A 13,714-nucleotide genomic window follows, 5' to 3' on the forward strand; every position below is an offset into this window, starting at 1 on the left:
ATAACAAACCTTGCACCGGTTGTAAAAACAGCAATGTATTTTCAATAGTAGGTGATGGATTATGAGTATTGAAAAATGAGTACATTACAGTTACCTGGCAGTTCATATTCTACAGAAGTTAATTTAAACGGCTTAATTGAGGTGCTCAGTAAGCATCTTTACTCCACACCCGTGGTTGCCGTGCGCGAGCTGGTGCAGAACGGCCATGATGCGATTGTGCGCCGCAGGATTGAGCAGCCCGATGCGCCAAAGGATAACGCGATTCGTGTGGTGGCTGACGTGGCGAAGTCCACCATCACCATTACCGATACCGGTGCGGGTCTGACAGAAAGCGAAATACACGGCTTCCTGGCGACAGTAGGTGTGGGTTATACCCGAATGTTGCGCCAGCAGGATGACAACACCGGTTTAATTGGTATGTTCGGCCTCGGTTTTTTGTCGGCCTTTGTACTGGCAAAAGAGGTCACGGTGTTGACCACATCCTGGCAAACGCCGGATCAGAGCTGGAAATACCACTCTACCGACGGGCAAAAATATACCGTTACGCCGCATCAGTCCTCGGAAACGGGAACGCAGGTGATTCTGACGCTCAAAGAAGAGTACAGCCATCTGGCGAGTAATAATTTGCTGAACCGCGTTCTTTCCCGCTACTGCATATTGCTGCACGAACCGGTCTATGTCGGCGATGCCAGCGAGCCGGTAAATAAACTTCAACCACCGTGGCGTGAAGTTGCCCCCGAAGGCGTAACCATGCACCGTGCGCTAGTACAGCGTAAAAATCTCGCCTTTGCCGCGCAGTTTGAATCCTCCTTCGAACCGATTTGCACCATTCCGGTGGTGCCCGCGGGAATGAGCGACGCGGTCGGGATTTTATGGATTCAGGATGGCGCGACCTACGGCACCAGCGATAACCGCAACCTGTCGTTGTTTTTGCGCGGTATGTTACTGGATGATGAAGCGCGTGAATTGTTACCGCCCTGGGCCGGATTTATTGGCGGCGTGATTGAGTCATCGAAACTGACGCCGACGGCGAGCCGGGAAGATCTTCAGCGGGACGAAACCTGGGTTGCGGTACAAGAAGCGTTAAAAGAGGCGCTGATCTCTGGTTTGTCCGATCTCGCACAAAATCAGCCAGAAATCTGGCGGCGTGTATTAATGCGCCACAACGAAGCGTTGCTGGGTGCGGCATTGTGTGATGACCGCCTGTTTGATTTGCTCAAAGATCGCTTGCAGGTGCCAACGTCAAAAGGCGCGCTGCTGGCGAAGGATTTACGCGTTAATAACAGTATTCATATTCTGTTAAGTCGCGACGGCGGTTTTGAAGAGATGTTGTTCCATATTCTGCAACGGCCTGTAGCCCGTGGCGATCGCTATGCGGTGGTGCCATTTTTACGCCGTTGGGCGCTGTTATATCACTGCCGGATTATCGAAGTCGGTACACAAACAGGTAATGAGCAGTTGTTCAGCCTGGCAGAATTACCCGAAGAGCAGGTGGCTTATCTGGAAGAGCATCTCTGCGATGGCGAGCAATTAATTATCTCCCGCTTCGAACCCGCTGTTTTACCGCTCGTGGTCACGCCAGACCGCGAAGCAGAATTAAAACAAATACTCGAACAGGATGACGCAGATAAACGTATCAGTACCGCAGCATTAATGCTGGCGCGGCAATTTACCTCGCAAATCCAAAAGACTAAAACCTCAAGTCTGTATATCAATCTTAATAACCCCTGTGTCATGCAACTGGTGACCTCCTTACAACACCATCAACAGCCAGCGGCAGCATTACGGTTATTAAAATCGCTGAAAGTGATTTTGTGCTCCAGCGGTAATAAAGAACAGCAGTGGGATTTACACCAGGCACTGGAAGATTTTACTCAGGTTATTCCTGTCTTAATTAATCAAGGAAAATAAAATGGATACATGGGAGTGGTACAACAAATATAGTCAGGAGTTGCGCGATGCCGGGCAAGAATATATTCCGCAGCTTATTGATGATTTTTCAGAAAGTGTTTTGCACCTGCAAATAGAAAAATGCGATTCGCTATTGCCGGAAATGAAAGCACTGAATCAAGTAGCCAAAAATCCGTGGCTGGAAATATTTATTGGTCACTGGGAAATGCGCCATCGCCTGACTAACTATGAAGAAGGTGAAAAGGTGCTGCCAGACGTGGTAGCGCTGTTTGAAAAAGCGCATCGGGAAGAGGCGAAAGATTGCCCGCAGTCCATTTGCGTTACCCAGGATTTATCAGCCTGCTACGAAAATATTGATGCACCTGGCTGGGCGAATGAACGCATGGCAGTATGTGAGGAAACCATCGCGCGCATTGATCCGACCTGGAGCTGTTTTCAGTGTTTGTCCACTGAATATGCCAGTGCACTGATAGATTCCAAAAGGGTAGAAGAGGCACTGGCGTACCTGGATCGGCAAATCGACGCGGTTAAAGCATCCGGTGATGATGATATTGAAGCATTATTGAATACCCGTGCCGATATTTTGATTGAACTACAGCGTTACGATGAAGCACGTAAATTAATTGATGAACTGGCAAAAGAGAACGATTACTGGGGACGTGATCGCATCAGTTATCACCTCAAAAAACTGTACATCATGGCGTTATGTGGGCAGGACGAAGAGGTCTGGGAGGAATTGCCTCGTTGGTCAGATCTGACCCCCTATTCGTGGGGCATGTGGGTGAAGATAATCACCGTGTTACTTCCCCGTCATCCACAAAGAAACAGCTGGCAGTTGGCGCGCATCATCCAACAAATATTGGAACATCGTTCGCAGGCCGGGGCGCACCGCAAAGCGGTTGATCTGGCGAAACTGCAAATTACCCTGGCGCTGGAGCGCGAATCCGTCTGGATTGCCAAAATGGCGATGAAACTGGCCCAGCGACACATGCCAAAATTACGCGCGTTACTGGGCGTCGATCGCGAATTTCTCGAACTGAGTGAAAAAATTGCCGCCAAAGAAGCAGAGTTGCTGGCTCGTCCGGTTGTAGAAGTACCTGAAAATAGCGATGAAGAAACGCAACCAGATCCAGAAAAAGACGTAGAAACATTCCGCCGCGCTTATCTGAACACGCCTGATGATGTGGAATTGCTGGGCAAGCTGGTCAATGCGTTAAACGCCTGCAATGCGATTGATGAATCGATTGAACTCCTGCAACGCTACGTTGAAAGCCATCTTCAGGAAGATAATGGACTTTGCTTCGATCTGTTGGATCTCTTGCTCCACCGTGACGATCTGCAAACTATCGAGCATCTGGCGAAGCAGTATGAACAGGCGGGGCTGCTACATATGGCCTTGTGGTTCCGCGCGCGGGTGATTAACCAACAGGAAGACTGGAGTGAACTGGAGTCGATTGGGCAACAGTTGCTGCAAAACGAAAAAGGGCGTGAGTGGGTTGGCGTTTATCGCATGTGCTCCTGGGCAGCACAAAAACAGGAAGCCTGGGATCGACAACTGGATTATTTACAGCAATTGCAGCAACTGATGATTAGCCGTGAAGAAGATATTCGAAATCTCCAGTGGGATATCATGGCGACCGCCAGCATCCTGCAACAATGGGATTTGGTTCGTGCTATTGCTGCTGAACTGGAAATCGAACTCACGGAAGGCGAAGGTTTTATTGATGAAAAATGGGGGCTGTTAAACATCCGCTTCCGGGAAAATTATGAATACCGCTATTACTATGCTCAACGTATTGGGCCGGTAACAGCAAGGATCATTGAGCCAACTTACCGCACCGATTATCCGCAACATGTTGATGAGGTTGTGGTTTTCGATGCAGAAATGTTGAACACCCGACCTGAAGACGAAGAAGAGCAGAAGAATTTCACGCCACTTTATGGGTGTCTGAAAACCATTATCCCGACCGAGTACGGCGAGTCCTGGTTCTGCGAAGGTGTCATGCCTGGTGAAGAACAGTTTAATGCCTTCCGTGAGGCGCTCCGTGAACGAAACTGGTACTACTGGAGCAACAGTAATGATGACTATACGTTAACCGATAGTCATCAGGGAGAAGGCGCTGATCCTCTGCCCGCGTTCTATTTTGTTATCAGTGCGCCGCGTTCAGTTTCTAAAGGTGATATCGATAAGACCTTGCACGAATTGACCGCTGACTGGGAACACCCGTTGTGCTGGTGGCGTCTTGCCAAAGAAGCCGGGGCGAATGAAGAGAAGCATGCCGCTATTGCCGAACGCTACGGGATGTAGTGCGTGATTAATGGCGGGGGGAGATGACACTCCCTCTCGCCAGGGTTGTGCCGTTAATTAAAATAAGTCCTGTGATTTAGAGATTAAATTACAGGACTCATTCACTTTGTGGATATTATAGATTTATTTATAAACAAAACACGCGTAGTGACATTTTCTTTTTTCCTTTATTATATTCACTCTCTTATCTATATATTTATAAGGCAATTAAATGAAAAGGAATTTATTATCTTCAGCTATTATTATCGCTATAATGGCCCTCGGTATCACCGGATGTGATGATAAAAAAACTGAAACAGAAACTCCCCAGCCCGCCAATAGTCAACCTGCCGCACCAGCTCCTGAAGCAAAACCTACTGAAGCTCCCGTTGCAAAAGCAGAAGCTAAACCTGAAACGCCTGCGCAACCGGAGGTGGATGAACAAGCGGTTTTCGATGAAAAAATGGATGTCTATATCAAGTGCTATAACAAGTTACAGATCCCTGTACAGCGCAGTCTGGCGCGGTATGCTGACTGGCTGAAAGATTTTAAACAGGGACCAACGGGTAAAGAGAGTCATGTTTATGGCATCTACGGCATTAGTGAATCCAGTCTTTCTGAGTGTGAAAAAGGCGTGAAAAGTGTTGTGGCGTTAACGCCTGAGCTGCAACCTATTGATGGCGTAGCGTTGAATTATATTAATACCGCAGTCGCGCTGGGGAATACTATTAATGAAATGGATAAATATTACACCCAGGAAAATTATAAAGACGACGCATTTGCTAAAGCCAAAACGCTGCACCAGGCATTATTGAAAAATATCGAAGCCTTTGAACCGGTTGCGGAATCTTATCACTCGGCGATTCAGGAAATTAATGATAAGCGCCAGCTTGTGGAACTGAAAAATATTGAACAAAGAGAAGGGAAAAAATTCCACTACTATTCTCTGGCTATCATGATTTCAGCGAAACAAATTAATAACCTGATTTCGCAAGAGAAATTTGATGCAGAAGCGGCAATGAAGAAAGTGACTGAACTGGAAACGCTGGTGGCGCAGGCCAAAGAAGCGGATAAAGGCGGCATGAATTTTTCATTCATCCTTTCGGCAGACCAGTATCAGCTTGAGGCTAAAAAATATGTTCGCCGCGTCAGAGATAAAGTCCCGTACTCTGACTGGGATAAAGAGCAACTTCAGGACGCAAATTCAAGCTGGATGGTCCAGGATTCTTTCCCGAAAGCATTACGCGAGTACAACGAAATGGTTGATGATTATAATCGTCTGCGTTAAACGTTTTTGCTTTTGCTGATCAATGTAATGTCGGATATGGCAGTGGACATCAGCCTGACCGAGCTATTGCAACAGACGAGCTGCTAACCGAAGTGGCGGTGTTGTGCGGATACGGGAGTATATCAATTCATAGTACCGGGGCGATGAAGCCCCGGCGTGAGAGATTATTGCCCGTAATAAGCATTGGCCCCATGCTTACGCAGGTAGTGCTTATCTAAGAGTTCGTTTTGCATGGCAGGAAGCTGCGGCGCGAGCTGGCGTGAGAACAGGCCCATATAGGCGCATTCTTCCAGCACTACGGCATTATGCACCGCATCGGCGGCGTTTTTACCCCATGCGAACGGACCGTGAGAATGCACCAGTACCGCCGGAATTTGTGCCGGACTCCTGCCACGTTCTTCGAAAGTTTCAATGATCACTTCGCCGGTCTGGTATTCATACTCGCCGTTGATCTCCTCTACGGTCATCTGGCGCGTGCAGGGGATGGCGCCATAGAAATAATCGGCGTGTGTGGTGCCCCAGGCGGGGAGATCCAGCCCGGCCTGTGACCAGATGGTGGCGTGGCGCGAGTGGGTATGCACAATGCCACCGATTTCTGCATATCGACGGTAGAGCGCCAGATGCGTTGGTGTGTCGGACGAGGGCTTTTTGCTGCCTTCCACCACCTTGCCGCTGGCTATCTCAACCACCACCATATCATCGGCGGTCATCACGTCGTACTCGACACCGGAAGGCTTGATTACCATCCATTGCCGCGTGTTGTCTACCGCGCTGACATTGCCCCAGGTGAATGTCACCAGATGGTGAGCGGGAAGCGCCAGATTCGCCGCCAGCACGTCGGCTTTCAGTTGCTCTAACATAGAAATCCGGCCTCCTGCATACGCGCTTCAATCCACCGCCGTGCCTGAATAATCTCCAGTACCGGCTCGTTGGCTTTTTCGGTCCACATCTCAATCAGAAATGATCCGCGATAGTTCAGCTCATGCAGCGTTTTGAAGATGCCAACGAAATCGACGCAGCCTTCGCCAAACGGCACGTCGCGGAACTGTCCGGGGCTTTGCTCGGTAACGGGTTGAGTGTCTTTCAGGTGGATTGCGGCAATACGGTCAATGCCCAGCTTCAGTTCGGCGGGAACATCATTGCCCCAGGCGCTAAGATTGCCGACGTCCGGGTAGACGGTAAACCACGGCGAGGCGAGCATCTCGTCCCATTTTTTCCATTTGCTGATGGAGTTCATAAACGCGGTATCCATAATCTCCACCGCCAGCATTACTTGTGATGCCGCCGCCTGTTCTACCGCCCACGCCAGCCCTTCAGCAAAACGTTGCTGCGTGCCGTCGTCATGGTCTTCGTAATAGACGTCGTAACCAGCCAGTTGAATGGTGCGAATGCCGAGATCGCGCGCCAGGCGAATCGCTTTACTCATGATTTCCCGCGCCCGTTCGCGCACCGCCTCGTCCCGGCTGCCAAAAGGAAAACGGCGATGGGCAGACAGACACATTGACGGAATAGCAACGCCCGTTTCGATCATCGCGGTGACCAGTGAGGCACGTTGTGCGGCGCTCCAGTCAAGACGTGAAAGCCGTTCGTCGGTTTCATCCACTGACATTTCGACAAAATCAAAGCCGCAGCTTTTTGCCAGCACCAGCCGCTCCGGCCAGGAGAGATCTTTCGCCAGCGCTTTTTCATAAATCCCTAACGGATGATTACGCACGCGCGCCTCCCCAGATAGCATCGATTTGCGCATGGAAATCGCCAGCCACCTGCGCCGGATTTGCTGCGCCCGCCAGCGCCCGCCCGGCAATAAACACCTTCACGCGGATATCTTTAAACAGCGGCAGGTCAGCAGGGGTAATCCCGCCAGTAATGGAAAGCTCAAGGCCGATATCGGAAAGCGCTTTCATGCGTGCCAGATCGGCCTCGCCCCACTGTTGCCCGCTGGCCTGCGCGTCACGACCACGATGATAAATGGCCTGCCGCACGCCAATACGATGCCAGTCACGGGCGTCGTCCAGTGTCCAGTTACCAAACAGCTCTATCTGGATTTCACCGCCGCAGCGTTGCGCCATCGCGTGGCCTTTTTCTACCGTGGCGAGCGGCGCGGCGCAGATGATGGTCATCCAGTTAGCGCCTGCGCCAAAAGCCTGTTGCGCGAGTGTTTCACCAGCGTCGGCGACCTTCCAGTCAGCAACGATGATTTTGTCCGGGCACTGTTCGCGCAAGGCTTTCACCGCGCCAAGCCCTTCGTTTAAGCAGAGAATGGTACCCGCTTCAACAATATCGACGCTGTCTTTTAACAGCGTAACGTCGCGCTGCGCGGCTTCAAGTGATGAGTGGTCGAGGGCCAGTTGCAGAAGTGGTCGGCTCATAATGTGTGCTCCTTAATGCGGGCGTGATAACCCTGAAGTGCGGCAATGAGATGCTGATAGCGTTGATATTTTTGTTGGTAAAGTTGATGCGCGGTCATATCCGGCAGCAGGGTGCGTACCGGGTGCTGTAAGTCACGTTGGGCTTCGCTGAAATTGCGATAAACCCCGGTGCCGACGCGGGCGGCAAGTGCTGCGCCAAAACAGCCGGTTTCTTCCACCTGCGGCAGCTCGATACGTAAGCCGCTAACGTCCGCCAGCATTTGCATCCAGACATCGGAGTGCGCCGGGCCGCCAGTCACGCGCAGGGTGTGAACATCAGTAAAACGTTCGCGCATTCGGTTGAGGTGAGTCATATGGCTGAACACCACGCCTTCATAGATGGCCTGCAACAGGTGCGCGCGGGTGTGAATGGCCTGCATCCCGTAGAAACCGCTGGTCATCTCGAGTCCGGCGTTGCTGCCGTACAGGAACGGCAGGAAAAAGAGATCGCCACTGGCTTTCGGCAAGCTGGCAACCGCCCGATTAATCTCATCGAACGAGATTTCTCCCCACTGCGCGGTAAACCATTCGAGATTGCCGGAAGAGGTGGGGCTGGCTTCGTGAACGATAAATTCACCGTCATTAACGTAGCGGCCATAGACATACGGATGCGCTTCACCGTCACCTAAACCGCTGGTTATGCCGCTGGTCACCGCCCAGGTGCCCATCACCGCATTGAGGGTAAATTCGTCTTCGATCCCGGCGCAGAGTGCGGTAGAAACCACATCAAACAGACCGCCGACAACGGGCGTACCCGCTTTCAGACCAGTCAGTGCGGCTGTCTGAGCGGTGATTTCCCCGCAGATTTCGGCAGATCCCACAACAGGTGGCAGGGCGTGGTTGATTTCACCGATCCCCAGCCAGTCGGTGAGACACGGGTCATATTGACCGCTGCTCATATTGTAGAGATTGGATTCGGAAATATTGCTCTCTTCGCAACCTTTGACGCCGGTTAAACACCAGCGCAGGTAGTCGTGCGTCATCATCACGCAGCCAATTTGCGTGTAGCGTTCCGGTTCGTGCGCTTTCAACCAGCGTAACAATGACACCGGATGCCCGGTCCATAAGGTCTGTCGGGTCAATGGGTAGAGTTTTTCCGGGATGCCATCTTCCTGCCAGCGACGAACGATTTCCATCGCCCGGCGATCCGAGGACAAAATAGCATTACCGAGCGGCTTGTTGTTTTTATCCAGTAAAAACAAGCCTTTTCCCTGAGCGGAGATACCGATGCCGACAATTTGTTCCCCGCTGACGCCGGAATGGGTAAGCAGGGCGCGAATGACGGCAGTGCAGCATTGCCACAGTTCTGCCATATCGCGCTCTGCCCAGCCTGGCTGCGGGCTTAATGCGCATAGCGGCAGGCGCTGCACGCCTGCCTCCCGGCCTTCGCGGTCATACAGCCCGGCTTTCAGCCAGCTACCGCCACAATCTAACCCCAGCCAGTATTGCGTCATGGTTTATTGCACCTCATCCACGGCTTTCAGCAGATCGGCGCCCTGCGGAACATCTTTAACAAACATGTCGCGAACCTGGTTCCCCAGCGCATCGCTAAAGGCTTTGCGATCGAGATCGGTGATGACTTCTACGCCCGCGTCTTTCATGCCATCGATGATTTTTTGCTGATTTTCGGCGACCAGTTTGCGCTGGTAATTGCCCGCTTCTTGCGCAGATGAGATAAGCACTTGCTGGAACTCCGGGCTTAAGCCATCAAACTTCGCTTTGTTGATTACCACCAGAAGCGGTGAATAGGCGTGGTGTGTCAGAGAAAGATACTTCTGCACTTCATAAAATTTTGCCGACCAGACGACGTTGATCGGATGCTCCTGGGCGTCGATGGTGCGGGTTTCCAGCCCGGTATAGACTTCGGCAAACGGCATCGGGATCGGGTTAGCGCCAAAGACTTTGAATGCTGCGATATTCATCGGGCTATTGTTGGTGCGGATTTTCAGCCCTTTCAGGTCGGCAGGCGTTTTAACCGGTGCGCGCGAGTTGGTGACATCGCGCCAGCCGTTTTCCCAGTAGGCCAGTACTTTCAGTCCTTTACCTTCAAGGGAGGCTTTCAGGTCATCACCGACTTTACCATCAAGCGTTTTATGCGCATGGGCGGTGTCGCGGAACAGGAAAGGAACGTCGAGCAGGTTCATCACCGGCGACAACCCGGCGAAGTTATTCGAGCCGGACATCTCCATATCAATAGTGCCGCCGCGCACGCCGCTAATCATCGCCTGTGCGTTACCGAGAGTGCTGTCCGGGAACAGTTTTAATTTCAGTTCGCCTTTGGTTCTCTCCTGTAATAATTCATTGAATTTTTTCGCCGCAATATGTTGTGAATCGGTTTGTGAGGTTTCATAACCGAAACGTAATGATTGCGCCGCCAGTGAAGATGTACTGAATCCAGCCAGGCCAGCAATGAATAATGCGTAGGTTACAGAGCGTAATTTCATAATATTTTCCTTTTAATTAATCCATTTCGAAGGGAGGATGATGAGATCGGGAATAAAAATAAATGCGGCTAATAAAGAATATAAAACCAATACGTAAGGGAAAACGCCTCTGACTGCATCATCAAATTTTAATCTCGCCACACCTGAAATAACGTTAAGTACATTACCGATGGGGGGTGTAATTAAGCCGATTGAACAGTTGATGATAAACATGACACCGAAATAAATCGGATCAATGCCAGCCTCTTTAACTAAAGGCATTAATACCGGAGTGAGAATTAACACGGTTGGTGTTAAATCCATAACCATGCCGACGATCAAAATTGCCAGCATAATCACGATAAACAACAAACGTGGTGAATCGACTAACGGTTGCAGTAAATCAGAAACCATCATCGGCAGTTCAGCAATGGTAATCAGCCAGGCGGAAACTTGTGCCGAGGCCACCAGAAACATGACCACAGAGGTCGTTTTCGCCGCGCCAATTAGCACATGCCAAAGTGTGGCGAAGGTCATTTCACGGTAAATAACTGTGGCGACAAACAACGCATAGAAAGCAGCAACGGCCCCGGCTTCGGTAGGGGTAAACAGACCGGAGCGAAAACCCCCAATAATGATGACCGGAAGAAACAGCGCCCAGATACCGGAGACAAAAGAGTGCCAGATTTCCTGCATTGTCGCTTTTTGCTGGCGGGGTAAATTAAGACGACTGGCCTGCCACCACCAGGTGAGCATCAGCGTTGCGCCCATCATAATGCCTGGGGCAATTCCTGCCATAAACAGTTTGCTGATGGACAAACCACTGGAAACGCCAAAAATAATAAATGGAATGGAAGGTGGAATAATGGGAGCGATAATCCCGCCTGAGGCAATTAGCCCCGCGGCCCGGTTGACCGGGTAGTTGGCGCTGCGCATCATCGGCACTAATAGCGCGGCAACGGCGGCGGTATCCGCAACGGCAGAACCGGAAAGACTTGCCATAATCATTGCCGCCAGAACACCCACGTAGCCCAACCCGCCAGGTTTATGCCCAACCAGTTTCATCGGCAGGTCAACAATGCGTTTTGACAAGCCGCCCGCATTCATGATTTCACCCGCCAGCACAAAGAATGGTATCGCCAGCAGGGAGAAACTGTCGGCTCCGTTCACCAGCGTTTGTGCCATGATCTGGACATCAAACATCTCCAGCCAGAACATTAACGCTGCGCCACATAACAAAAGTGCCCAGGCAATAGGCAAACCGATAGCAATGCCACCCAACAGGCAGCCCAGAAAAATCAGCACAGCCATGATTAAGCTCCTTGCGGTGGTGGCGTAACAGAATCGCTGCGCGAGATGAGTTGATATAAATGACGCAGTTCAAAGAAAGCGATAACAAGGCTGGTGGGCAGGCAAGCGGCATACATCAGGCCGATGGGCAAACCGAGGATCGGTGAATAATCGCTCCAGTCCTGAATTGTTTTTAGCGTTGCGCCCCAAGCCAGTGCACCACAAATAAATAAGATTAAGGAATGGGTGACCAGAGCGACTCGTCGCTGCCATGCGGGAGAGAGTTTCTCTACCAGAAAGGTGACCTGAACGTGGGCGTTATCCATAAAAGCCACAATTGCGCCAATAAATGTTAACCAGACAAATAAATAACGCGATAATTCATCTACAGATAAAATACTTGTCTGAAAACCATATCTTAAAATAATATTTACAAACACAATACAGGAGAGCACGGCGAGATTAATCGCCAGTATTGCTTCAAGTATTTTCTTCATAGCTATTCCTTTAGGCTATACCCGTCATACTTCAGATTGCATGTGATGCGATTTGAAATATTTAGGGTATATATATTTAGCGCAATGACATTACCTTGTCGTTCTGGCGTAGAAGAGTCTTCGGTTAATCCAGCGCCGTTAATGCGACCTTAACCACAACTTTTCGTATCTCAGAGGCTGTTTCCAGAATACAACCTGGTCGATGAACATCCTGAGGGAAGAAAATAGCGTAACTGCCGGGCGTCATTTGAATAAATGATTCTTTTTCACAATGGTGATAAAAAATAATATCGCGCTGTTCTAATAGGGATTCGCTGACTTTATTATTTCCAGTATCAATAGCAATGCCGATTTTCTCTTCGCCCCATGCCAGATATTGAATATCAATATAGCGACGATGTACTTCTGGGCGATTTTCCTCTACCTGGCGCGTCGTTAAGTCGATAATTTGCGCAAAAATATTCTTGCCGTCGATTTCGACAACGCCCGGTTCCAGGGCGTTGAAGTCGGTAGCGCGCAGAAAATCGAGCGCCTTTTCAATGGCAGCGGGTAAACGGCACGGATTAGGCTGCGTGATATGTCCAGATATCATGGTCTATCTCCTTATAACGCCTGAATTTTTGCCCATACGCTGTCGTCAACGGTAATACCGTTACGGCGGTTTTCTGCCAGCAGAGTGGTAAATTCGTGTCCGGGTAAACGAATAGCCTGGTTTTCGTCAGCGCGTTCGGCGGTGGTAACGTAATCCATGATGCGTTGCAGCTTGGCGTCGCGGGTGGTGCCTTCGATCAGTTTGTCTACTTCAATGGCGATAAAGATTTGCGAAATGCCGTATTCGTCGCTGTTATCCTCGGTGACTTCAGCAACCGATGCGCCATCAGAAAGGAGAGTAGCGATCATATCCAGCACAATCGACATGCCCGAACCTTTCCAGTAGCCCATCGGCAAAATGCGGCGATTTTTCTCGATAACGCCAGGTTCTTTGGTCAAATTGCCCTCATCATCAAAGCCACCATCTACCGGGAGCTGACGACCTGCCAGGCGGTTAACTTCTAACATGCCGTAGGAAAACATCGACATCGACATATCGACCATCGTAATGGGTGAGGAAGGAATGGCTACGATCAGCGGGTTAGTGCCGATGCGACACTCTTTTGCGCCCCACGGCGGCATCACGGCGATGGAGTTGGTCCAGCAAATGCCAATATAGCCTTTTTCCGCCGCCTGCCAGCCGTAGCTGCCGCCGCGCATCCAGTGATTGGCGTTACGTAACGCCACCAGGCCAATTCCGTGACTGGCAGCCAGTTCGATGGCGCGATCCATCATCTTTTTCGCCGTCAGGTTGCCGATTGAGCGCTGAGCGTCCCACTGCTCAATCGCACCGAGGCTGGTCACGCGTTTGGGTTGGGCGTCAGGAATGATATCGCCGTTATCCAGTTGTTGAATGAAACGGGGGAAACGATTTACACCGTGGGAATAAACGCCGGACTCGGTGGTGCGGGCGAACATTTCCGCGCAGGCATCGGCAGTTTCGCTGCCAACGCCACGTGAAATTAAAACCTGATTAAAGGCCGCTTTTAACTGCTCAAATGTCACTTTCATCCCTGGCT

The 13,714-nt window shown here is 50.7% G+C and carries 12 protein-coding genes; 3 read left to right on the top strand and 9 right to left on the bottom strand.

Annotated features, from left to right (window positions below; all coding sequences use genetic code 11):
- The first annotated feature begins 75 nt into the window (after nucleotides 1–75).
- From D9738_RS09705 to D9738_RS09715, 3 genes are all read left to right on the top strand, one after another.
- Nucleotides 76–1,911, top strand: coding sequence for an ATP-binding protein (locus tag D9738_RS09705; protein ID WP_130260095.1), 1,836 nt, complete (start codon nucleotides 76–78; stop codon nucleotides 1,909–1,911).
- A 1-nt stretch (nucleotide 1,912) separates the two neighbouring features.
- Nucleotides 1,913–4,219, top strand: coding sequence for a tetratricopeptide repeat protein (locus D9738_RS09710; RefSeq protein ID WP_130260096.1), 2,307 nt, complete (start codon nucleotides 1,913–1,915; stop codon nucleotides 4,217–4,219).
- Nucleotides 4,220–4,430: 211 nt separating this feature from the next.
- Entirely contained in the window at nucleotides 4,431–5,486 is a 1,056-nt protein-coding gene (locus tag D9738_RS09715; protein WP_130260097.1) for a YiiG family protein, read from the top strand.
- Between the two features lie 164 nt (nucleotides 5,487–5,650).
- Here D9738_RS09715 and araD read toward each other — a convergent pair whose 3' ends face one another.
- From araD to yiaK, 9 genes are all read right to left on the bottom strand, one after another.
- Nucleotides 5,651–6,346 carry an L-ribulose-5-phosphate 4-epimerase gene (gene araD / locus D9738_RS09720; protein ID WP_130260098.1) on the bottom strand — a complete coding sequence of 232 codons (696 nt, stop codon included), beginning with the start codon at nucleotides 6,344–6,346 and terminating at the stop codon, nucleotides 5,651–5,653.
- Nucleotides 6,340–7,200 (bottom strand): L-ribulose-5-phosphate 3-epimerase, encoded by an 861-nt coding sequence (locus tag D9738_RS09725; protein WP_130260099.1) that lies wholly within the window; start codon nucleotides 7,198–7,200, stop codon nucleotides 6,340–6,342. Before D9738_RS09725 ends, araD begins: the two co-directional genes overlap by 7 nt.
- Nucleotides 7,193–7,855, bottom strand: coding sequence for a 3-keto-L-gulonate-6-phosphate decarboxylase UlaD (gene ulaD, locus D9738_RS09730; protein WP_130260100.1), 663 nt, complete (start codon nucleotides 7,853–7,855; stop codon nucleotides 7,193–7,195). The genes D9738_RS09725 and ulaD overlap by 8 nt, the downstream gene beginning before the upstream one ends.
- Nucleotides 7,852–9,348, bottom strand: a complete 1,497-nt coding sequence (gene lyxK / locus D9738_RS09735; RefSeq protein WP_130260101.1) for an L-xylulokinase — start codon at nucleotides 9,346–9,348, stop codon at nucleotides 7,852–7,854. Before lyxK ends, ulaD begins: the two co-directional genes overlap by 4 nt.
- A gap of 3 nt (nucleotides 9,349–9,351) precedes the next feature.
- Nucleotides 9,352–10,338 (bottom strand): 2,3-diketo-L-gulonate TRAP transporter substrate-binding protein YiaO, encoded by a 987-nt coding sequence (gene yiaO / locus D9738_RS09740; RefSeq protein ID WP_130260102.1) that lies wholly within the window; start codon nucleotides 10,336–10,338, stop codon nucleotides 9,352–9,354.
- A gap of 12 nt (nucleotides 10,339–10,350) precedes the next feature.
- A complete protein-coding gene (gene yiaN / locus D9738_RS09745; protein WP_130258798.1) occupies nucleotides 10,351–11,628 on the bottom strand; it encodes a 2,3-diketo-L-gulonate TRAP transporter large permease YiaN in 1,278 nt (425 codons plus the stop codon).
- Between the two features lie 2 nt (nucleotides 11,629–11,630).
- Nucleotides 11,631–12,104 carry a 2,3-diketo-L-gulonate TRAP transporter small permease YiaM gene (yiaM, locus tag D9738_RS09750; protein WP_130210018.1) on the bottom strand — a complete coding sequence of 158 codons (474 nt, stop codon included), beginning with the start codon at nucleotides 12,102–12,104 and terminating at the stop codon, nucleotides 11,631–11,633.
- 124 nt (nucleotides 12,105–12,228) lie between these two features.
- Nucleotides 12,229–12,696: a YhcH/YjgK/YiaL family protein gene (locus D9738_RS09755; protein WP_130260103.1), complete on the bottom strand. Its 468-nt coding sequence runs from the start codon at nucleotides 12,694–12,696 to the stop codon at nucleotides 12,229–12,231.
- A gap of 11 nt (nucleotides 12,697–12,707) precedes the next feature.
- The gene (gene yiaK, locus D9738_RS09760; RefSeq protein WP_130260104.1) at nucleotides 12,708–13,706 is read right to left on the bottom strand and encodes a 3-dehydro-L-gulonate 2-dehydrogenase; all 999 of its coding nucleotides are present in this window, start codon (nucleotides 13,704–13,706) and stop codon (nucleotides 12,708–12,710) included.
- Nucleotides 13,707–13,714: the final 8 nt, after the last annotated feature.

Source organism: Escherichia sp. E10V5, assembly GCF_004212315.1.
In the GTDB taxonomy this organism is placed as follows: domain Bacteria; phylum Pseudomonadota; class Gammaproteobacteria; order Enterobacterales; family Enterobacteriaceae; genus Escherichia.